General features: G+C 65.2%; 21 protein-coding genes. 18 read left to right on the forward strand and 3 right to left on the reverse strand.

The features are described 5' to 3' along the window. Positions 1–7: 7 nt before the first annotated feature. From gpmA to ACQ4WO_RS16240, 17 genes are all read left to right on the forward strand, one after another. Positions 8–754 (forward strand): 2,3-diphosphoglycerate-dependent phosphoglycerate mutase, encoded by a 747-nt coding sequence (gpmA, locus tag ACQ4WO_RS16160; protein ID WP_034753030.1) that lies wholly within the window; start codon positions 8–10, stop codon positions 752–754. Positions 755–830: 76 nt separating this feature from the next. Beyond that, complete coding sequence (locus ACQ4WO_RS16165) at positions 831–2,294, forward strand: murein hydrolase activator EnvC family protein (RefSeq protein WP_128141379.1); 1,464 nt, start codon at positions 831–833, stop codon at positions 2,292–2,294. 47 nt (positions 2,295–2,341) lie between these two features. Further along, a complete protein-coding gene (locus tag ACQ4WO_RS16170) occupies positions 2,342–3,835 on the forward strand; it encodes a S41 family peptidase (RefSeq protein ID WP_436482316.1) in 1,494 nt (497 codons plus the stop codon). Positions 3,836–3,898: 63 nt separating this feature from the next. Beyond that, positions 3,899–4,660 carry a HesA/MoeB/ThiF family protein gene (locus ACQ4WO_RS16175; RefSeq protein WP_436482317.1) on the forward strand — a complete coding sequence of 254 codons (762 nt, stop codon included), beginning with the start codon at positions 3,899–3,901 and terminating at the stop codon, positions 4,658–4,660. A 93-nt stretch (positions 4,661–4,753) separates the two neighbouring features. Next, complete coding sequence (gene gspG, locus ACQ4WO_RS16180) at positions 4,754–5,206, forward strand: type II secretion system major pseudopilin GspG (protein ID WP_058051125.1); 453 nt, start codon at positions 4,754–4,756, stop codon at positions 5,204–5,206. Between the two features lie 12 nt (positions 5,207–5,218). After that, positions 5,219–5,713, forward strand: a complete 495-nt coding sequence (locus tag ACQ4WO_RS16185) for a GspH/FimT family pseudopilin (protein ID WP_436482318.1) — start codon at positions 5,219–5,221, stop codon at positions 5,711–5,713. Next, entirely contained in the window at positions 5,710–6,093 is a 384-nt protein-coding gene (gspI, locus tag ACQ4WO_RS16190) for a type II secretion system minor pseudopilin GspI (RefSeq protein WP_436482319.1), read from the forward strand. The genes ACQ4WO_RS16185 and gspI overlap by 4 nt, the downstream gene beginning before the upstream one ends. Beyond that, a complete protein-coding gene (locus tag ACQ4WO_RS16195; RefSeq protein ID WP_436482320.1) occupies positions 6,093–6,716 on the forward strand; it encodes a type II secretion system protein GspJ in 624 nt (207 codons plus the stop codon). Before gspI ends, ACQ4WO_RS16195 begins: the two co-directional genes overlap by 1 nt. Then, the gene (gspK, locus tag ACQ4WO_RS16200; RefSeq protein ID WP_436482321.1) at positions 6,713–7,690 is read left to right on the forward strand and encodes a type II secretion system minor pseudopilin GspK; all 978 of its coding nucleotides are present in this window, start codon (positions 6,713–6,715) and stop codon (positions 7,688–7,690) included. Before ACQ4WO_RS16195 ends, gspK begins: the two co-directional genes overlap by 4 nt. A gap of 19 nt (positions 7,691–7,709) precedes the next feature. Next, positions 7,710–8,939: a type II secretion system protein GspL gene (gene gspL, locus ACQ4WO_RS16205; RefSeq protein WP_436482322.1), complete on the forward strand. Its 1,230-nt coding sequence runs from the start codon at positions 7,710–7,712 to the stop codon at positions 8,937–8,939. Then, positions 8,936–9,469: a type II secretion system protein M gene (locus ACQ4WO_RS16210; protein WP_436482323.1), complete on the forward strand. Its 534-nt coding sequence runs from the start codon at positions 8,936–8,938 to the stop codon at positions 9,467–9,469. Before gspL ends, ACQ4WO_RS16210 begins: the two co-directional genes overlap by 4 nt. Then, positions 9,466–10,242 carry a type II secretion system protein N gene (locus ACQ4WO_RS16215; protein ID WP_436482324.1) on the forward strand — a complete coding sequence of 259 codons (777 nt, stop codon included), beginning with the start codon at positions 9,466–9,468 and terminating at the stop codon, positions 10,240–10,242. Before ACQ4WO_RS16210 ends, ACQ4WO_RS16215 begins: the two co-directional genes overlap by 4 nt. Further along, positions 10,239–12,476 carry a type II secretion system secretin GspD gene (gene gspD / locus ACQ4WO_RS16220; RefSeq protein ID WP_436482325.1) on the forward strand — a complete coding sequence of 746 codons (2,238 nt, stop codon included), beginning with the start codon at positions 10,239–10,241 and terminating at the stop codon, positions 12,474–12,476. The genes ACQ4WO_RS16215 and gspD overlap by 4 nt, the downstream gene beginning before the upstream one ends. Positions 12,477–12,486: 10 nt before the next feature. Then, entirely contained in the window at positions 12,487–13,908 is a 1,422-nt protein-coding gene (gene gspE, locus ACQ4WO_RS16225) for a type II secretion system ATPase GspE (RefSeq protein ID WP_211548936.1), read from the forward strand. A gap of 10 nt (positions 13,909–13,918) precedes the next feature. After that, positions 13,919–15,139: a type II secretion system inner membrane protein GspF gene (gene gspF, locus ACQ4WO_RS16230; protein WP_070304520.1), complete on the forward strand. Its 1,221-nt coding sequence runs from the start codon at positions 13,919–13,921 to the stop codon at positions 15,137–15,139. 16 nt (positions 15,140–15,155) lie between these two features. Further along, complete coding sequence (locus ACQ4WO_RS16235; protein WP_436482326.1) at positions 15,156–15,722, forward strand: type II secretion system protein N; 567 nt, start codon at positions 15,156–15,158, stop codon at positions 15,720–15,722. A gap of 58 nt (positions 15,723–15,780) precedes the next feature. Beyond that, positions 15,781–18,039: a patatin-like phospholipase family protein gene (locus tag ACQ4WO_RS16240; RefSeq protein ID WP_436482327.1), complete on the forward strand. Its 2,259-nt coding sequence runs from the start codon at positions 15,781–15,783 to the stop codon at positions 18,037–18,039. Here ACQ4WO_RS16240 and ACQ4WO_RS16245 read toward each other — a convergent pair. Beyond that, on the reverse strand, positions 18,012–18,797 hold the full coding sequence (locus ACQ4WO_RS16245; protein ID WP_223278964.1) for a helix-turn-helix domain-containing protein: 786 nt from the start codon (positions 18,795–18,797) through the stop codon (positions 18,012–18,014). The two genes, ACQ4WO_RS16240 and ACQ4WO_RS16245, sit on opposite strands and share 28 nt — an antisense overlap. A 168-nt stretch (positions 18,798–18,965) precedes the next feature. On the opposite strand from ACQ4WO_RS16245, the gene ACQ4WO_RS16250 reads away from it, so the two are divergent. After that, the gene (locus tag ACQ4WO_RS16250) at positions 18,966–19,580 is read left to right on the forward strand and encodes an outer membrane protein (RefSeq protein WP_128141010.1); all 615 of its coding nucleotides are present in this window, start codon (positions 18,966–18,968) and stop codon (positions 19,578–19,580) included. 68 nt (positions 19,581–19,648) lie between these two features. On the opposite strand, the gene ACQ4WO_RS16255 is transcribed toward ACQ4WO_RS16250, so the two are convergent. Further along, positions 19,649–19,843 carry a hypothetical protein gene (locus ACQ4WO_RS16255; RefSeq protein ID WP_070220858.1) on the reverse strand — a complete coding sequence of 65 codons (195 nt, stop codon included), beginning with the start codon at positions 19,841–19,843 and terminating at the stop codon, positions 19,649–19,651. Between the two features lie 18 nt (positions 19,844–19,861). Continuing rightward, on the reverse strand, positions 19,862–21,217 hold the full coding sequence (hslU, locus tag ACQ4WO_RS16260; RefSeq protein ID WP_070304591.1) for an ATP-dependent protease ATPase subunit HslU: 1,356 nt from the start codon (positions 21,215–21,217) through the stop codon (positions 19,862–19,864). Positions 21,218–21,320: the final 103 nt, after the last annotated feature.

Raw genomic sequence — 21,320 nt, forward strand, 5'->3', positions numbered from 1 at the left:
TAGAACTATGTACAAAATCGTTTTCATGCGTCACGGCGAGTCCACCTGGAACCTCGATAACCGCTTCACCGGCTGGACCGACGTCGATCTGACGGAAAAGGGCGTCAACGAAGCCAAGGCCGCCGGCCAGATCCTCAAGCAGGAAGGTTTTACGTTCGACGTGGCCTACACTTCCGTCCTGAAGCGCGCCATCCGCACCCTGTGGCTGGCGCTCGACGAGATGGACATGATGTATTTGCCGATCAAGAACGACTGGCGCTTGAACGAGCGCCACTACGGCGCCCTGCAAGGCCTGGACAAGGGCGAGACGGCCGCCAAGTATGGCGACGAGCAAGTCCTCGTGTGGCGCCGCAGCTACGACACGCCGCCGCCGCCGCTGGCGGAAGACGATGACCGCGCCTCGTTCAACGATCCGCGCTACGCCGGCTTGCCGAAAGCGTCGATTCCGCTGACCGAATGCCTGAAAGACACCGTGGCGCGCGTGATGCCGGCCTGGGATGAAGAAATCGCCCCGGCCATCCGCGCTGGCAAAAAGATCATCATTTCGGCCCATGGCAACAGCCTGCGCGCGCTGATCAAGATGTTAGATGGCATCAGCGACAGCGACATCGTCGGCCTGAACATCCCGAACGGCCAGCCGCTCGTGTATGAACTGGACGCCGACCTGAAACCGATCCGTCACTACTATCTGGGCGACCCGGCAGCGATTGCGGCAGCGCAAGCAGCCGTGGCCAACCAAGGGAAGGCCAAGTAACTTGTCGTCTTTCTTCCGCGGCACAGCCATCGCCCCCTCTGCTGAACGACCCCTGCCGGCGTGGCGCGCCGGTGCCATGCTGTGCCTGGCGCTGCTGCTTTCCAGCGGTGCCGCGCAGGGCGCCAAGCCCACCGAACGCAGCAAGCAGAAGGCGGCCGCGGAAGCACAACGTGCTGGATTGCAACAAAAGCTGACGGCGCTCAAGCGCGACATCAGCCGCACGGAAAGCGCCAAAGATGACGCGGCCGATACCCTGGCCGAGTCGGAAGAAGCCATTTCCAACGCCAACCGCGCCTTGCGCGACCTGGCGCAGGAACAAAGCGAGACGGGCGTGAAACTCAATGCGCTGGGGCAAGAGCACCAGCAATTGACGGCCACCGTCGAGAAACAAAAGACGCAGCTGTCAAAGTTGCTGCGTGAACAATATGTCGCAGGAAACGAAGACCGCATCAAGCTGCTCTTGTCTGGCGACAATCCGAACCGCATCAACCGCGACTTGCAATTGATGGCGTATGTGTCGCAGGCGCAGGCGCGCCTGCTGGAAGCCTTGCGCGCCAACTTGCTGGCCGTGGAGAAAAACCAGGCGGACGTGCAGAACGCCAAGGATGAGCTGGAAGAAATCGCGCAGGAAGAGCGCGACCAGAAGGCCTTGCTGGTGCAGGAGAAGGCGCGCCGCGCCGCTTTGCTGACGACCTTGTCGCAGCGCCTGGTGGCGCAGCGCAAGGAAGTGGGCAATGTCGAGCGCGACGAACAGCGCATGGGCAACCTGGTCGACAAGCTGGCAAAGCTGATCGAAGAGCAGGCCGCCGCCGCCGCGGCTGAAAAGAAACGCCAGCAATTGCTGGCCGAGCAACGCGCCGCCGCCAAAGCGGCCGCCGACGCAAAGATCGCGGCGGAAAAACGCGAACGCCTGCTGGCCGCGCGCGCCAAGGCGGCCCAGGCGCAGGCCGAACGCGAACGCATTGCTAAAGAGCAACAAAATAAATCGGGCAAGATCAAGCCGCAAACGCCGCCTCCGCCGCCCGTGAAACTGGAACCGATCGACGACGACGAGCCGCCGCAAGTGGCCAAGGTGACACCGAAGCCCGAACCGAAGCCGGAACCGGAGCCGGAACGCCCGAGCCTGGGCCCGGCCGCGCCAGCCGGCGCCTTTGCCAGCCTGAAAGGACAGTTGCGCGCCCCCGTGGCGGGCAAGATCGCCGCCCGCTTCGGCAGCAAGCGTGGTGACGGCCCCAGCTGGAAGGGCGTGTTCATCCGTACGGGCGAAGGCAGCGAAGTCCACGCCATCGCCGGCGGCCGTGTCGTGTTTTCCGACTGGCTGCGCGGTTTCGGCAATTTGATCATCGTCGACCACGGCGGCCAGTACATGAGTATTTATGGCAATAACCAATCCTTGCTGAAACGGGTGGGCGACGCCGTCAAGGGCGGCGACGCCATTGCCAGCGCGGGCAACAGCGGCGGCAACGAGGAATCAGGGCTATACTTTGAATTGCGTCATCAGGGCCGCGCCTTCGATCCCGCCACCTGGGTGAAGTTTTAAGTTCCCACCATTGCTGCGGCAGCGAATTTGTAGATTGCGAAGAATACATGGGTATCAAAGTCAAAAGTATCGGCCTGATCGGTCTGGGCGTACTGGCCGGCATCGGCATGTCGCTGCAGTTCCCGGCCGTGGCGCAGAAGATCACGAATGCCCCGCTGCCGCTCGACGAGCTGCGCCAGCTGTCCGATGTCTTCGGCCTGATCAAGTCCGATTACGTCGAGAAGGTGGAAGACAAGAAACTTTTAACGGAAGCCATTTCCGGCATGGTCTCGTCCCTGGACCCGCACTCCGTCTACCTCGATAAAAATGCCTTCAAGGAAATGCGCGAAAGCGTGCAGGGCAAGTTCGTCGGCATCGGTATCGAAGTGAGCATGGAAGACGGTTATGTGAAAGTCGTCTCGCCCATCGAGGACAGCCCGGCCGCCAAGGCCGGCATCCAGGCTGGCGACCTGATCACCCGTCTCGACAACATTCCGCTGAAGGGCTTGCAGCTGGAAGAGGTCATCAAGAAGATGCGCGGCCAGCCTGGCAGCAAGCTGGTGCTGACGATGTCGCGCAAGGGCGAAAGCAAGCCGCTGGTCTTCCCCATCGTGCGCGAGGAAATCCGCGTGCAAAGCGTGAAGGCCAAGATGGTCGCGCCCGGCTATGCCTGGCTGCGCATCGCCCAATTCCAGGAACCGACCGTCGACGACATGGTCAAAAAGATCAACGCGCTGTATGCGCAAGACCCCAAGCTCAAGGGCCTGGTGCTGGATTTGCGCAACGATCCCGGCGGTGTCGTGCCGGGCGCCATCGGCGTGGCCACGGCATTTTTGCCCGGCAACTCCGTGATCGTCTCGACCAAGGGCCAGTTGCCCGAGTCGAAACAGGTGTTTTACGGCCGCCGCGAATTCTATGCGCCGCCCGGCGCCAAGGCCGATCCGCTGGCCAAGCTGCCGGCCGCGCTGAAAACCGTGCCGCTGGTGGTGCTGGTCAATGCCGGTTCCGCGTCCGCCTCGGAAATCGTCGCGGGCGCCCTGCAGGATTACCAGCGCGCCACCGTCATCGGCACGCAGACGTTCGGCAAGGGTTCCGTGCAAACCTTGCGCCAGATCACGGCCGACACGGCCGTCAAGCTGACGACGGCCCGCTATTACACGCCGAAAGGCCGTGCCATCCAGGCGCGCGGCATCGTGCCCGACTTGCTGGTCGATGAAACGGCCGAAGGCGACGGCTGGAACAGCCTGCGCGTGCGCGAGGCGGATCTGGAAAAACATTTGAGCAGTAACGACGGCAAGCCGGAAGCGGCCAAGCCGACGATGGAAGGCATGCAAGATCAATTGGAAGAAGAGCAGCGCCTGATCGCCACGGCGAAAAAGCGCAAGCCGCTCGAATACGGCGCCAAGGACGATTTCCAGCTGCAACAAGCCTTGAACCATTTCCAGGGCTTGCCGGTGCAGCTGGCCAAGATAGACGCCAAGGTTGAGAAGATCGGCGCCAAGCCGGAAATTGCTTCCGACATCAAGGCCGATGACAAGAAAATTCCGGTGCGGAAGCCTTGATGCGTAAGCTAATGCAAAAGCTGGGGTCAGACGGGGACGCCGAGTCCCGGCGGGTCTGACCCCGTGAACGACAATCAATTGCTGCGCTACTCGCGCCACATCCTGCTTGATCAGATCGGCATCGAAGGCCAGCAAGCCTTGCTCGATGCGCATGTGCTGGTGATCGGCGCGGGGGGGCTAGGCTCGCCTGCGGCCATGTACCTGGCCGCCAGCGGTGTCGGCAAGCTGACCCTCGTCGATGACGACACGGTCGACCTGACCAATCTGCAGCGCCAGATCGCCCACACGACGGCCCGCGTGGGCCAGCCGAAAGTGCTGTCGGCGCGCGAAACATTGACCGGCATCAATCCCGAGATTGACATAGTGGCCTTGCAGGAGCGCCTCGACGGCGCGCGCCTGGCCGAACTGGTCTTGTCCTCCACGGTGGTGCTCGACTGCACCGACAACTTCGCCACGCGCCACGCCGTCAACCGCGCCTGCGTGGCGGCCAGGGTGCCGCTGGTGTCGGGCGCCGTGATCCGTTTCGACGGACAAGTGAGCGTGTTCGACCCGCGCACGGGCACCCAGCCCTGCTATTCCTGCCTGTTTCCGCAGGAGCAGCAGTTTACGGACGAGGCGTGCTCGACCATGGGCGTGTTCGCGCCGCTGGTCGGCGTGGTGGGCGCCATGCAGGCGGCTGAAGCGCTGAAACTGATCATGGGTGCGGGCGAATCGCTGGCCGGACGGCTGCTGCTGCTGGACGGCTTGCACATGGAATGGAGCAGCATGCGCGTCGCGCGCGACCCCGGCTGCGCCGTTTGCGGCAAAGTGGTCTTGCCGGCCTGACAGCCCCCGCAGAAATTTTTCCCTATATGACAGGCTTTGTCATATTTCCGCTTTATACTCTGCTCTCATTACTCACCTTCTTCTCTCTTTCTTATGCAAAACGCAGCAAACCATCCGATACGCCAGCGCCGCGCGCGCGGCTTCACTTTGATCGAAATCATGGTCGTGGTGGTGATCATGGGCATCCTCGCGTCGCTGGTGGTGCCCAAGCTGATCGCCCGCACGGGCGAGTCGAAAGTGGCGGCCGCGAAAGTCGACATCGCCACCGTGATGCAAGCGTTGAAACTGTATCGCCTCGATAACCAGCGCTACCCGACCACCGAGCAGGGCTTGCAGGCGCTGATCGAAAAACCCACCACGGGACCGGCCGCGAATGGCTGGAAAGCGGGCGGCTACCTGGAAAAGATGCCGAAGGATCCATGGGGCAACCCGTACCAGTTCCTGTCGCCAGGCGTGAAAGGCGAAGTCGACCTGATCTCGCTGGGCGCCGACGGCCAGCCTGGCGGTAGCGGCGACGACGCCGATATCGGTTCCTGGGAACTGTAAGTTTTCCATTGCATGCCTGCCATGAGCACCGGTCGCGCACTGCCCCGGCCACGCGCCAGCGGCTTCACGCTGATCGAGCTGCTGGTGGTGATGGTCATCATCGGCGTCACCCTGGGCCTGGTCTCGCTGAACGCCATGCCGAATGGCCAGCAAGCGCTGCAAAAGGAAGCCGAGCGCATCGCCCTGCTGCTGCAGCTGGCGCGCGATGAAGCCATCGTGCGCAGCCGGCAAGTGGCGTTCGAGGCGGACGAAAATCAATACCGTTTCCTGGTTCTCAATGAAAAGCTGTGGGAACCCGTGACGCAGGACGATTTGCTGCGCGAGCGGGCGTTTGCCAACACGCCCATGCTGCTCAGCGTGCAGCCATCGAGCAGCGTGGCCCAGCCGCTGCGCATCATCTTCGGCCGCGAACCGGTCGACAAGCCTTTTGTCCTGACCCTGGCCAGCGGCGAGCGCAGCGTGGCCATCCGCGCCGACGGCATCGGCCACTTCACGGTCGAGCAATGATGCGGTTCTCATTTCACCGCCGCCAGCGCGGCTTCACTTTGCTCGAAGTATTGGTCGCCCTCGTCATCGTCGGCACGGCCCTGGGCGCCTCGCTGCGCGCCGTCGGCAGCCTGACGCAGAACAGTGATGGCTTGCGCAGCGCCATGATGGCCACCTGGTCGGCGGAAAACCATTTGGTGCGCCTGCGCCTGGCAAAAACCTTCCCGCAGACGGGCAAGCGCACGGTCGACTGCCCGCAAGGCGATCTGAAACTGATCTGTGAAGAGGAAGTGGTGGCCACGCCGAATCCCCGTATCCGGCAAGTGCGCGTGAACGTGTATGACGTGCAATATCCGGCCCGGCGCATCGTGCGCCTGGTGTTATTGGCGTTCAACGACTGATGGCGCGCCGCACTGTCCCTGCCGGCGGTTTCACCCTGATCGAGCTGCTCGTGGCGATCGGCATCCTGGCCATGGTCGCCGTGCTGGGCTGGCGCGGCCTGGACAGCATCATGCGTTCGCGCGAAGTGCTGACCAGCCAGCTCGAGCAGGCGCGCGGCATGCAGCTGGCGTTCGCCCAGATGCAGAGCGATTGCGACCACCTGGCCGGCGCCGGCCAGAGCAATACCCTGCTGAATGGCCGCATCAACCTGTCGGCGGAAAATGACCGCCTGACCCTGGTGCGCCTGGCCGCGTCGGAACAGGAGCCGCAGCAGTTGCAAGTGGTCACTTACCGCCTGCGCGGCGGCGTGCTGACGCGGCGCGAGTCGAACGGCACGCGCGACCTGGCCGTGCTCGACACCCTGTGGCAGGCGGCGCGCGACGATACCGATACCTCGAGCGCCGACGTGACCCTGATGCGCGGCGTCGACAGCATGGTCATGCGCGGCTGGAGCAATGGCGCCTGGAACGTGCTGACGACGGGCGCCGCCATTTCCACGCAAGTGCCGGGCCTGGAAGTGACCTTGCAGATGCCGGGCCAGGACGCGGGCCTGTCCAAAGTCTTTTTGCTGGGGCCGGGATGAGGACTTTTACACGTCCCTCGCGCCAGCGCGGCGTGGCCGTCATCACGGCCTTGCTGCTGACGGCGCTGGCGATTACCGTCGTTGCCAGCCTGTTCTGGCAGCAGCAAGTGCAAGTGCGCTCGATGGAAAACCAGCGTTTGCGCCTGCAGACGCAGTGGGCCATGCGCGGCATGGTCGACTTCGCCCGCTTCTGGTTGCGTCAGGACAATGTCACGCTGACGGCGCTTGACGGTGTCTGGGCCACGCCCATCGAGGAAGCGCGGCTTGACGATTACGTGGACCGCGAAAAGGTCGACACGGAAAAATTCGACGCCACCGTCTCGGGCCGCGCGCTCGACGCGCAGGCGCGTTTCAATATCACCAACCTGGCCACTGCCGCGGGCGCCATCAGCCCGCCCAACGTACAGGCCTACCAGCGGCTGCTGTCCAACTTGCAGCTCGATAGTTCCCTGGCGCAGGCGACGGCCGATGCCGTGCTGCGCGCGCGGCCGAAACCGCGCACTGCCGACAGCGGCACCGACGGCAAGACGCCCGCCGCCACGCCCGCCACGGGTGGCAGCGGCGAACCGGTGGCGTTTACGCAGGTCGAGGATTTGCTGGCCGTGCCCGGCTATACGCCGCAGATGATCGAGAAACTGCGCGACTTCATCATTGTGCTGCCGAAACCGACCGCGGTGAACGTGAATACGGCGTCGGCCGAGGTGCTGGCGGCCATCACCGACATGTCCGTGTCCGAGGCCAGCGCCCTGACCTTGAGCAATCCGCGTAAAAAGTTTGTCGATAGATCAAATTTCCAGAATAATATCAACGGCAAGAAACCGATCGACGGCGTGGAGATCGATGTGAAAAGTCAGTACTTTCTCACCGTGATCCGCGTGCGCCTGGACCGCGCCGCGCTCGATGCGCAGGCACTGGTGTGGCGCGAGCCGAATCCGCAGCGCACCACCAGCCTGGTCTGGTTGCGGGAAAATTAACAGCTGAAAGCGAGTCACTTTGACAATACTGTATATCCGTCACCCGGCCAAGGCGTCCACCGACAGCGCGCCTGCCTGCTCCTTCGTGCTGGCCGGCGACGGCGGCGCCCTGTTGCAGCAGGGCAGCGCGCCGCTGGGCAGCCTGGGCCAGCTGATCGCCGGCGCGAAGCAGGTGCTGCTGCTGCTGGCGGCGGCCGACGTGACCCTGCTGCGCCTGAAAACCCCGCCGCTGGCCGGCGCCCGCTTGCGCGCGGCCTTGCCGGGCCTGGTGGAAGAACATATCCTCGGCGACGCCCAGGATTGCCTGCTGGCTGCCGGCGCGCCCGACGCGTCCGGCATGCGCACGGTGGCCGTGGCGCAGCGCGCCTGGGCCGAGGTCCTCGTGAAAGCCTTGCTGGCGCAGGGCGCGCGCAAGGTGGCGCTGCTGCCGTCGCAGCTGTGCCTGCCCTTGCAGCCGGGTAGCGTGACGGCCGCCCTGCAGGCCAGCGGCGACGGCCTGGAACTGGCCTTGCGCCAGGCGCCGCAAGAGGGCCTGGGCCTCGTATTGCCGGCCCAGCCGCAGCAGGCGCTGCTGACGACGCGCGCGTTTGCCGGCGACGTGCCGCTGACGGTCTATGTGGCGCAGGCCGAGCTGGCGCAATATCAACAGCTGGCCGCCGGCATGGATGGCGTGACGGTGGAGCCGGATCACTGGGCGCACTGGATCGCCGGCGCCAAGGGCGCGGGGCTGGATCTGGCCGGTGCCCTGGGCACGGCGACGGGATCGGCCACCGAGTGGCGCCGCTGGCGCTGGCCGCTGCGCCTGGCGCTGCTGGCCGTGATCGTCAACCTGGCCGGCATGAATATCGAATGGATGCGCCTGAAGCGCGAGGCCGCCACCGTGCGCACCTCGATGCAGCAAACCTTCAAGGCCGCGTATCCGAACGAAGCGCCCGTGTATGGCCTGGAAGCGGAACAGATGCGGCGCAATATCGCCGTCGCCCGCCTGCAAAGCGGGCAAGCCAGCATGGATGATTTCACGAGCATGAGCGCGGCCCTGGGCGAGGCGCTGGGCGGCCTGGCCGGGCGCGGCGTGGTGGCCTCGCTGGAATACCGCGAGCGCAGCCTGATCGTCAAGCTGAAACCGGACACGGTCGACGCCAGCGCCCAGGCGCAGGTGCGCGACGGCCTGGCCGCGCGCAAGCTGGCCTTGAATGAAACGGCGCCGGGCGTGTGGAAGATCACGCCGGCCACGGGAGCAAAAGCATGAGTGCAGCAGTCAACAAGGCGCGCGCCGCGCTGGCGGGACAACAGCAGGCCGTGCAGGCCTTCTGGGCCGAGCGCACGCCGCAGGAACGCAAGCTCTTGACCATCGGCGGCGTCGTGGCGGGGCTGGCCCTCGTCTACGCCGTGTTTTTCGAGCCTGCCTGGACGGGCCGCATCGCCTTGCAAAAGAGCTTGCCCGAGCTGCGCCAGAACGCGGCCCAATTGCAGGCGCTGGCCCGTGAAGCGGGCGAACTGGCGCGCCAGGCGCCCGTGCAGGTCGCTCCCATGGCCCGTGAAAGCCTCGACGCGTCGCTGAAAGCGCGCGGCCTGGCGCCGCAATCGCTGTCGCTGACGGGAGAATACGCGCGCGTGCAGCTGAATGGCGTGCCGTTCGCCAGCGTCATGCTGTGGCTCGATGGCTTGCGCCGCGAAGGTCGCGTGGCCGTGCAGGAAGCGAAGATCACGGCGCAGACCAAGGCGGGACTGGTCGACGCCAGCCTGACCCTGCACCAGAGCCCGGGCGCGGCACGATGATGCGCCTGCTTGGCTGGCTGCTGGCCATCATCGTCAGCGTCTGCGTCACCCTGCTGGTGTTTTTCCCGGCCGGCTGGGTGGCCAGTATCGTGGAAAAACAGACGGGCGGACGTTTGACCTTGGGCGACGCGCAAGGTACCCTGTGGCGCGGCTCGGCCTTTATCGGCGGGGCGTCCAGCGCGAATGGCGCCGTGACGCCGCTGCTGCCGGGGCGCTTCAACTGGCGTATTTCGCCTTCGGTGCTGTGGGGATCGGCGGACGTGGAACTGCAAAACCCGCAGGCGCTGTCGCAGCCGGTGAACCTGCGCGGCTCGTGGTCGCACTGGCAAGTCAGCCCCGCGGCCCTGCTGCTGCCGGCCGACGGCCTCGGCGGCCTCGGTGCGCCGTTGAATACCGTCGCGCCGACGGGCAGCATGCGCCTGTCGTGGAGCACCTTGCAGTTGGCCCTGGAGCAGCGGCAGTTTTCCGCCATTGGCCGCACCACCTTGCAGATGACGGACATGGCGTCGCGCCTGTCGTCCTTGCGTCCGCTGGGCAGCTACGAGCTCGATTTCGATTGGCAGGGGCAGCAGGCGACGTTGACACTGCGCTCCATCAAGGGACCGCTGCTGCTTGACGGCAGCGGCAGCCTGCAACAGGGGCGCATGCAGTTTTCCGGCCAGGCCCAGGCCGCAGCAGGATATGAAGAGACCTTGGCGAGTTTGTTGAATTTGCTGGGACAGCGCCGTAGCAATAGCGAAAAAAACATCATCGCCTTAGAGTTCAGACAATGAAAAAACCATCCGTGAGCCCCATTACCTCCTCCTTCTCGCTGCGCCGCCTGTCGGCCGCCGCCTTGCTGTGCTGTTCCGTGGCCGGCATGCCGGCGCCCGTCTGGGCCGCGCCCGGCGATGAAGCGGCGCTCAATTTCGTCGGCGCCGACATCGAATCGGTGATCAAGGCGGTGGGCCATTACACCAACATCAATTTCGTCATCGACCCGCGCGTCAAGGGCACGATCACCCTGGTGTCGGAAAAATCGATCAGCAAGACGCAGGCGTTCGGGCTGCTCGCCTCCGCGCTGCGCCTGCAAGGCTATGCCGTGGTCTCCGGCGACGGCTATGCGAAAGTGGTGCCGGAAGCGGATGCCAAGCTGCAATCCGTGCCGACCCAGGTGGGCAATGGCGCCAGCCAGGTGAAGGGCGACCAGATCGCCACCCAGGTGTTTTACCTGAACTACGAATCGTCGGCCAACCTGCTGGCCGTGCTGCGCCCCTTGATCTCGCCGAACAACACGATCAACGCCAACCCGGGCAACAACTCGCTGGTGATCACCGATTACGCGGACAACCTCAAGCGCCTGGCGAAGATCATCGCCGCGCTGGACGTACCCGCGTCGACGGACCTGGACGTCATCCCCGTGCGTTATGCCATCGCGTCCGACCTGGCCTCGATGGTGAACAAGTTGATGGAAGGCGGTAACGCGGGCGGCGCCGCAGGGGCGGACGCGGGCAAGGTTTCCGTGCTGGCCGACCCGCGCACCAATTCGCTGGTGCTGCGCGCACCGTCGGCGGCGCGCGCCAACCTGGCCAAGTCGCTGATCTCGAAGCTGGATCAGCCCACCACGCAGCTGGGCAATGTGCACGTGGTGTACCTGAAAAACGCGGACGCCACGAAGCTGGCGCAGACCCTGCGCTCGGTGGTGACGTCGGACGGCACAGCCGCTTCGGCGCAGCAGGGCACCAGCAACGCCGCCACGAATAACCAGATCAACCAGAACAACAGCGGCATGAACAGCACTGGCCTGGGCGGCAATACGCAAAGCGGCACCACGGGCGGCGCTTCGCTGAACAACGGGCCGCAGCAGCTGTCGTCGGGCGGCGCGGCAGGCTTCATCCAGGCCGACGCATCGACGAATACCCTGATCCTGACCTGCAACGAAGCCGTCTACCGCAACCTGCGCGCCGTGATCGACCAGCTCGACGTGCGCCGCGCCCAGGTCTATATCGAGGCGCTGATCGTCGAAGTGACGTCGGCCAAGGCATCCGAGTTCGGCGTGCAGTGGCTGGGGCTTTCCGGCGACAGCAGCAGCAGCTACCGCGTAGGCGCGCTGCAGTCGTTCGCCGGCGGCACCGACAACAATATCGCCAAGCTGGCGCTGGGCGGCGGCAAGGTGCTGCCGACGGGCGGCCTGACCCTGGGTATCTTCAAGCAGATCAACGGCGCGCTGGGCCTGGGCGCCGTGGCGCATGCGCTGGAATCGGACGGCAACGCGAATATCCTGTCGACGCCGAACCTGATCACCCTGGACAACGAGCTGGCGACCATCAAGGTGGGCCAGAACGTGCCTATCCTGACGGGCCAGTACACCAGCACGGCCGGCACCAACACGAATCCGTTCCAGACCATCGACCGCAAGGAGGTGGGCCTGACCCTGAAGGTGCGTCCGCAGATTTCCGAAGGCGGCACCATCAAGCTGGGCATCTATCACGAGACGTCGAGCGTGGACAAATCCACGTCGACAGCCGTCAGCGGCATCACCATCAACAACCGCGTGATCGAAAACAATGTGCTGGCCGACGATGGTCAGATTATCGTGCTCGGCGGCCTGATCGAAGACAGCACGGGCGACAACGCGGAAAAAGTGCGTGGCCTGGGCGACATTCCCCTGATCGGCAACCTGTTCAAGTACCAGACGCGCGAGCGCAAGAAAACCAATCTGATGATCTTCCTGCGCCCTGTCATCGTGCGCAACAAGGAACAGAGCGGCAGCCTGGCGGCCGACCGCTACGACTACATGCGTTCGGCCGAGACGGCCGCCGTGCCGGCTTCGGGCAATCTGATGCTGAAAGACCTGGGCACGCCGGTGCTGCCGCCGCTGCAGGATGGACAGCCCGTGGGCGGCAACATGGTGACGCGTCCCGTGCCGCCAGCGCCGACGCCGCCGCCAGGCGCGCCGGCCAACGCGGCCACGCCGCCGCAGTCGCTGCTGCAGCAATATCAGCAACCGCAGCAGCCACAGAAGTGATGGGACAGTCATGAGTAATCTGCTTCCCTACGCCTACGCGCGCGACTTCGGCTTGCTGGCCCGGCCCGGCGCCGTCGACGGCGCCCCCGTGGACGTGCTGGTGGCCGCATCGACGGCGCCGGCGGCGATTGCCGAAGTGTCGCGCCGTTTCGGCCAGATCCAGCTGACGGTGCTGCCGCGCGGCGAACTCGATGCGGCCATCGCCGGCGCCTACGCGGGCGGCGGCGGCGATGCGTCGCAGATGGCCGATGAATTCGACGCCGACCTGGATCTCACCAAGCTGCTGCAGGACGTGCCGGCCATCGAGGATTTGCTCGAATCGTCCGACGATGCGCCCGTCATCCGCATGATCAACGCGCTGCTCACGCAGGCGCTGCGCGAAGGCGCGTCCGATATCCACATCGAGCCGTTCGAGCAGACCTCCGTCGTGCGCTTTCGCATCGACGGCAGCCTGCGCGACGTGGTGCGCCCCCGCAAGGCCATTCACGGCTCGCTGATCTCGCGCATCAAGATCATGGCGCAGCTCGACATCGCCGAAAAACGCTTGCCGCAGGATGGCCGCATCACCTTGCGCGTGGGCGGAAAACCCGTCGACGTGCGCGTCTCGACCCTGCCCACCGGGCATGGCGAACGTGCCGTATTGCGTTTGCTGGACAAGGAAGCGGGCCGTCTCGACCTGCAGCACCTGGGCATGAGCGCGCCCATGCTGGGGCAGTTCGATGGCCTGATCACGCAGCCGCACGGCATCGTGCTCGTCACGGGCCCCACCGGCTCGGGCAAGACGACCACCCTGTACGCGGCGCTGTCGATGCTCAACGCGACGACGACGAATATCCTGACGGTGGAAGACCCGATTGAGTACGACCTCGCCGGCGTGGGCCAGACGCAGGTCAACCCGCGCATCGACATGACCTTTGCCAAGGCGCTGCGGGCGATCTTGCGGCAAGACCCGGACGTGATCATGATCGGCGAGATCCGCGACCTGGAAACGGCGCAGATCGCCGTGCAGGCATCCTTGACGGGCCACTTGGTGCTGGCGACCCTGCACACGAACGACGCCTCGGCGGCCGTCACGCGCTTGCTCGACATGGGCATTGAACCGTTTCTGCTGTCGTCGTCGCTCCTGGGCGTGCTGGCGCAGCGCCTGGTGCGCAAATTGTGCGGTTCGTGCAAGACCTTCGATGGCCAGTACTGGCAGGCGGTCGGCTGCGAGCATTGCGGCCAGACGGGCTACCAGGGCCGCGTCGGTGTGTACGAACTGCTGCGCACGACGGAGCAGATCCGCGCGCAGATCCACAACCGCGCGTCGGAAGCGGAAGTGCGCACGGTGGCCCTGCAGGACGGCATGACGAGCATGCGCGACGATGGCGAACGCTGGCTGCGCGACGGCACCACCACGCAGGCTGAATTGCTGCGCGTGACCAAAGACTAGGCCCGCCACCATGCCCGCATTCCGCTATGAAGCCGTCGACGCGCAGGGCGCCACCCGCAAGGGCGTGCTCAATGCCGACAGTCCCCGTTCCGCGCGCGCCGAGCTGCGCGTGCAAGGCCTGGTGCCGCTGGCCGTCGAGCCGATCGCCGCGCAGGTCGACGCCGCCGGCGTGACCAAGCGGCGCGGCTTCGGCGAGCGCCTGTCCAGCACCGAGCTGGCCCTGTTTACGCGCCAGCTGGCCAGTTTGCTGGAAGCGGGCCTGCCGCTGGAGCAGGCGTTTTCCGCGCTGCTGGAACAGGCCGAGCGGCCGTATCTGCGCGATCTGATCGCCTCGATCCGTTCGGAAGTGATCGGCGGCGCCGCGTTTTCCGACGTGCTGGCGCGTCATCCGCGCGATTTCGCCGAGATCTATCGGGCGCTGGTGGCGTCGGGCGAGCAGATCGGCCATTTGTCGCGCGTGCTCTCGCGCCTGGCCGACTACATCGAGCGGCGCAATGCGCTGGTGCAGAAGGTCAAGCTGGCGTTTACGTATCCGGCCATCGTCACCGTGGTGGCGTTTTCCATCGTGATCTTCCTGCTTACCTACGTGGTGCCGCAGATCGTTTCCGTGTTCGCCAATACGAAGCAAAAGCTGCCCATGCTCACCGTGATCATGCTGGCGCTGTCGGACTTCGTGCGCAACTATGGCATCGTCGTGGCCATTGCCCTGATCGGCGCCTGGTTCGCCTGGCGCCGCGCACTGCAGCAGCCGGCCCTGAAGCGGCGCTGGCATACCTGGCTGCTGACGGCGCCCCTGTACGGCAAGTTCGAACGCAGCCTGAATACGGCGCGCTTTGCCAGCACCCTGGCCATCACCACGGGGTCCGGCGTGCCGATTTTGCGCGCGCTCGACACCAGCCGCGACACGCTCACCAACGTGGCGATGCAGGAACTGGTGCAGGAGGCCAGCGGCGCCGTGCGCGAGGGCGTCAGCCTGGCGCGCGCGCTGTCGGCGCAAAAGCATTTTCCACCGATGCTGATCCACATGATACGCGCGGGTGAAATCACGGGCGAGCTGCCGGCCATGCTGGAACGCGCCGCCAGCGCGCAGGAACAGGACCTGGAACGCCGCACGCTCACCATCGCCGGCCTGCTGGAGCCGGCCCTGATCCTGGCCATGGGCGTGGTGGTGCTGCTGATCGTGCTGGCCGTGCTGATGCCGATTATCGAAATCAATCAGCTCGTCAGATAAGAAACCCAAGGAAGCCATGAAGCGTTTGCCTCAATTTACAAGTTTGCTCGCCGTCGTGGCGCTGTCCGTATCGCTGGCCTATTGGGCCATGCAGCTGTTCAAGGCGCCGCAGCGCCCCATCAATCCGCCCCCCAATCCGGTGGTGCAGGATGCCAGCGTGGAGGCGGGCGCCTCGCTGTTCGGCGGCCAGGTCAGCGTGGCCACGGCCAGCAATTACCAGCTCAAGGGTGTGGTCGCCGCCGGCAATGGCCGCGGTAGCGTGGCCATCATCTCGACCGATGGCAAGCCGTCCGTGGCGTTGCCGGAAGGCGCCGAGGTGGTGCCCGGCGTGACGGTGCTGGAAGTGCATGCGCGCCACGTGCTGCTGCGCGATGGCGGCGTGAGCAAGCGCATCGACCTGGTGGCCGACGACAAGGCGCTGGCCTTGCCGGGGCCTGTGTCCGCCGCCCCAACGCCGGCACCGGCCCCGGCGCCGGCATCGAATTTGGTGCCGCCGCCGCTGCCGATGGAGCAGCAGCGTCCGGCCACCGTCATGCCGGCCGCGCCGCAGGTGACCACCACCAGCACGCCGCCGTCGAATTAACGCCGTTCTTATCGTATTTTGCCGATGGCGCCGTGCCGCCATCGCGACTGGAGTCTTCATGTTCTCGATCCGTGCCGTCCTGGCGGGCTGCGTGGCGGCGCTGTGCGCCTTGCCGCAAGCCGGCGCCGCAGCCGACGCTCCCGCCGTCACGCCTTCCCCCGTTTCCACCGTGGCCATTCCTGCCTCCGCGCCGGCCCGCCCGCGCATCGCCCTCGTACTGTCGGGCGGCGGCGCGCGCGGCCTCGCGCATATCGGCGTCTTGAAAGTGCTGCAGGAGCTGCACGTGCCGATCGACATGGTGGTCGGCACCAGCATGGGCGGCGTGGTGGGCGGCGCGTATGCGGCCGGCGCTTCCGTGGCGGACCTGGAAAAGATGGCGCGCGAGACCAACTGGGCGCGCGTGGTGGCCGACCGGCCGCCGCGCGACGAACTGGCGTTCCGCCGCCGCGAGGAAGATTTGCTGCTGCCGTCGCGCATCGAGTTTGGCGCCAGCCGCAACGGCATTTCCACGCCGCCGGCGGCGGCCAGCAATGCGGCGTTGGAAATGGCCTTGAACCGCCTGCTGCCGGCCGGCATGCGCGACCGTCCCGCCAGCCAACTGCCCTTGCCCTTCCGCTCGGTGGCGTCGGACCTGGTCAATGGCGAACTGGTGGAACTGGTCGACACGCCGCTGTTCCTGTCGATGCGCGCCTCGCTGGCCGTGCCGGGCGTGTTCGCGCCCGTGCGCGTAAACAACCGGCTGGTGGTCGATGGAGGCCTGGTGCGCAACCTGCCCGTCGACATGGCGCGCACCATGGGCGCCGACGTCATCATCGCCGTCAACGTAGGTACGCCGCTGGCGCCGGAAAAAGAGCTGGGCAGCGCCATCGGCGTGGCGCAGCAGATGCTGCAGATCCTCACGGAGCAGAACGTGCAGCGCTCGCTCAAGGAGCTGCAATCGCAGGATATCCTCGTGGCGCCCGACCTGACGGGCGTGAGTTTCCTCGACTTTGAAAACTATGCGCGCGCCATGCGCGCCGGCGAACAGGCGGCGCAGGCATTGGCCGCCCGCCTGGCGCCGCTGGCCCTGCCGCCGGAACAGTATGCGGCGCGCGAGCAGCTGCGCCTGGCGGCGCCGGCCCTGCTGGACGTGGCCCTGCCGCTCACGCGCCTGGCCGTGGAGAGCGAAGGCGATATCAATCCGCGCATCCTGCAGGCCCAATCGGGCCTGGTGGAAGGGCAGCCGGTCAGTCAGGAAGATGTGCTCAAGGCGGCCGCCAGGCTGTATGGCCGTGGCGACGTGGCGCGCGTGGAGACGGAAGTGGTCGACGCGGGCGACCAGCGCACGGTCAACATCAAGGCGGTCGAAGCGCCATGGGCCAGCAACCGCCTGCGCGTGGGCCTGGAAATGGCCAGCGATTTCAGGGACAGCAATACCTTTGCCCTGAAGCTGCTGCACGTGCGCTCGAACTTGAACAGCTGGGGCGGCGAATTGCGCAGCATGGCGCAGATCGGCAATGAGCGCGGTTATGGCGTGCAGTTCTGGCAGCCGCTGGGGGCCGGCAACCCGTGGTATATCGCGCCGGAACTGCAGTACAGCTCGTCGGCAATGGATTTGTTCGACAAGGGCCGGCGCAGCTCCCGTGTGACATATAACGGCCAGACGGCGGCGCTGGTACTGGGACGCCAGTTCGGGACCTGGGGCGATCTGCGGTTTGGCGTCACGCGCACGGAGGTCAAGGGCAGGCTGGCGATTCCGGCCGACCCTACGCTGCCGGAATCGCGCGCACTGGGCACCACCCAGTTTGTGCAGCTCCGCGTCGATACGCTCGATTCACCGGGTTTCCCCACGCGCGGCATGCTGGTGGATGCCACCTGGACGCGCGATTCGAGCACGGGTTCGGGCGAAGCGGCCCTGGGCCGCTCTTCCATCACCGGCATGCAGGCTTTTAGCCGCGGCAACTGGGCCGGCCACGTGTATGGCGAATGGGCGCGCGCGCAGCGGGGCGAGGCGCCGCTCAGCCTGGGCGGCTTCCTGCGCCTGTCCGGCACGCAGTTCGAGTCGGTGACGGGACGCAGCGTGGCCCTGGCGCGCTTCGTGATGGCGCGCCGCATCGGTTCCCTGCCCAGCACCCTGGGCGGCGCCGTGCGGGCCGGCTTTTCGCTGGAGATGGGCGGCGGCTTCGATCAGAGCGAGCGCTGGAAATCCACCAAGTTCACGCAAGCCGGCAGCGCCTTCATTTCCGTCGATACGCGCTTCGGTCCCGTGTACGTGGCCTCGGGCGCATCGAAGGGCGGCGAGAGCACGTTTTATCTGTTCCTGGGACCGGTCTGGTAGGGCGCCGCCGGGGCGGTGGATGCCGTACTGCGGCGCAGGGCCGTGAAGGCGGCAAATTCCCATGAGCGAAAGCCCAGCAGCAGGGTAAAGCCATCGCGCTCGGCGGGTGCCAGGCGCCGGTCGTTCTGGTGCAACCGCGCCAGTTCCTCGGCCAGCTGGCGGATCTTCTGCACCAGCTCCTGCGCGCTCGACAGCGACAGTCGCGCCGGGATGCACATCAGGGTTTCGCCGGCGCCGTCGAAATGCCCGCTGAAATAATCGGCCACCACGTGTTCGCGGAAGTACTGCTGCACCGGGCCGTCGGCCAACCAGTGGAAGGCGTTCGAGACGCGCAGGCTGTAGCGGTTCAGCGGCTTGAGTTCGATCAAGCCCAGTCGGTCCAGTTCGGCCAGGCAGCCGATGCATTCGGCCTGCGTCAGCGCATACGTTTCCACCACCTGCTCCAGGCTCCAGTGGCCGAGGCAGCAGATCGCCACCAGCAGCAGGCGCGGATGCGCCACCAGCGACTTTTCCTGCACCAGGGTGAGCGTGTCGGCATGCGGCGTGATGTCGGCCGCGCCGCGCAGCACGTCTTCCATGGCGATGCCCGAGGCCTTGCAGATCAGGGCCAGGCGCGACAGCGACATGTCGTGTTGGCCAAACATGCGCTTGACGCTCGACTCGCTCATGCCGATGCGTTCGGCCAATACCTTGTACGTGATGCCGGCGGCGCGCAGTTGGGTGCGCAGCACGCGCAAAACCAGTTCAGGTGAACTCACGGGATATCCTTTTTTACAAGTTTGGTAGCGGGTGACGGTACCGAATGTAGCCGTTAATGGCACTTTGCACAAGATGATAGTACTTTTCGGCAAAAGCGATGACACTCCCGCTTGTGGCTCGCGCAGCGCGCTACAACCAGGCAATCCATCCACTTGTAGAGGTTATCCATGTTCCCATCTTTCCGTTTCCCCGCAGCGCTGCTGGCGCTGGCCACCATCGCTCCCTTGCACGCCAACGCAGCCGAGCCTGCACCGGGTCCCATCTATGCGGGCGCCAGCTATGGCTTTCGCGCCAGTAGCGGCCTCGATTGCATCGCCGGACAAAGCGATTGCGACAAAAGCAGCAAGCGCAATGGCAAGGCCTACGTGGGTTACAGTTTCGACGCGCTGCCGTTTCAGGGCGGCGTGGCCGTGCCTTCGATTGAACTGGTGGGGTACATGGGGGGCGAGGTCAAGTCCGGCTTCGACACGGACGCCGGCAAGCGCGCTGGCCGCGGCAAGTTCACGGGCCTCGGCATGCAGGGCGTGCTCGGTTACCAGTTTGACGCGTTTACACTGAGCGGCCGCGCCGGTGCGGCCTACACGCAGGGCAAGGTCGATTATCTGAGCGGCGGTTCGGACAAGAAGAGCAAGATCGGCCTGACCTACGGCATCGGCGCGGCGTATGCGCTGAACAAGAACTGGTCGCTGCACCTCGACTGGGACCGCGTGCCCGTCAAGTACAACAGCAAGCAAACGACCAAGGTCGACATGTTTTCGCTGGGCGCGTCCTATCGTTTTTAAGGGGATGCTGCCGCTGCAGAGAGTGGCCTGATGGCGGACGCCCCCAGAACGGGGTGTCCGCGGGCGGCCTATTTGTCCGTTTCGACTTTCAACAGCAGTTTCGCCAGCAGGCGCTTTTCCTGCTGGCGCTGGCCTGAGACGGTTTTCACGTGCGCTCCGGCGGTGCGCTGCAGGGCTGCAGTGGCGACCGGGTTGCGCGGTTTTTGCGAGGGTTCGACGCGGAACTGCATTTTCTGCCGCGTCGCCAATGCCTTGTTTGCCATCGGTTTCCCCCTTCTTTCTTACAGCACGTAGCGCGACAGGTCCTCGTTGACCGACAGCGCTTCCAGGCGTTCGTTGACGTAGGCTGCATCGATCACCAGCAGGTTTTCCGAGCTGCTGCTGCCTTCGCTGGCCGTAAACGACACTTCTTCCAGCAGCTTTTCCATCACCGTGTGCAGGCGGCGCGCGCCGATGTTTTCCGTGCGCTCGTTGACCGAATAGGCGATTTCCGCCAGGCGCGTGATGCCTTCCGGCGCGAACTGCAGTTTCAGGTTTTCCGTCGCCAGCAAGGCTTCGTACTGCATCGTCAGGCAGGCGTCGGTGCTCGTCAAAATGCGCTCGAAGTCCGAGATCGACAGCGATTCCAGTTCCACGCGGATGGGGAAGCGCCCCTGCAGTTCCGGGATCAGATCCGACGGCTTCGACAGGTGGAACGCGCCCGAGGCAATGAAGAGGATATGGTCCGTGCGTATCATGCCGTACTTGGTGTTGACGGTCGTGCCTTCGACCAGCGGCAGCAGGTCGCGCTGCACGCCCGCGCGTGAAACGTCGGCGCCGCCCGATTCCGAACGCGAGGCGATCTTGTCGATCTCGTCCAGGAAGACGATGCCGTTCTGCTCGACGTTCTGGATGGCCTTCTGTTTCAGCTCATCTTCGTTGAGCAGCTTGGCCGCTTCTTCCTCGACCAGCAGTTTCAAGGCTTCCTTGATCTTGACCTTGCGCGCCTTCTTGCGCTGCGCGCCCACGCCCGAGAACATGGACTTGATCTGTTCCGTCATTTCTTCCATGCCTGGCGGCGCCATGATTTCCATCTGCGGACCTGCCTCGGCCAGCTCGATCTCGATTTCCTTGTCATCGAGCTCGCCCTGGCGCAAGCGCTTGCGGAAGGTCTGGCGCGTGCTGTCGCCGCTGCCGCCCGCATCCACGGCCGCGGCTGTATTCGGCGTGAAGCCGAAGTCGCGCGCCGGCGGCACGAGGATGTCGATTACGCGGTCTTCGGCCGCATCTTCGGCGCGTGCGCGCACTTTCTTCATTTCCAGTGCGCGCGTCTGCTTGATGCCGATGTCGATCAGGTCGCGGATGATGGTGTCGACGTCGCGGCCCACATAACCCACTTCCGTAAATTTGGTCGCTTCGATCTTGATGAACGGCGCCTCGGCCAGCTTGGCCAGGCGTCGCGCGATTTCCGTCTTGCCGACGCCCGTGGGGCCGATCATGAGGATGTTCTTGGGCGTGATTTCATGGCGCAGGGGCTCGGCCACCTGCTGCCGGCGCCAGCGGTTGCGCAAGGCGATGGCGACGGCGCGCTTGGCCTTGGCCTGGCCCACCACGTGCTTGTCGAGTTCGGTAACGATTTCCGACGGGGTCATGTTCATGATCATAGTTGGCTTTCTATTCTTTGCGTAGAGTTCCCGAAAAACGTTCAGGGCAAGGCGCGTGGCCGCAGGCAGTACGTTTTTGTACGCCCAGGCCATGCAA

It is taken from the genome of Janthinobacterium aestuarii (assembly GCF_051380835.1).
In the GTDB taxonomy this organism is placed as follows: domain Bacteria; phylum Pseudomonadota; class Gammaproteobacteria; order Burkholderiales; family Burkholderiaceae_D; genus Janthinobacterium; species Janthinobacterium aestuarii.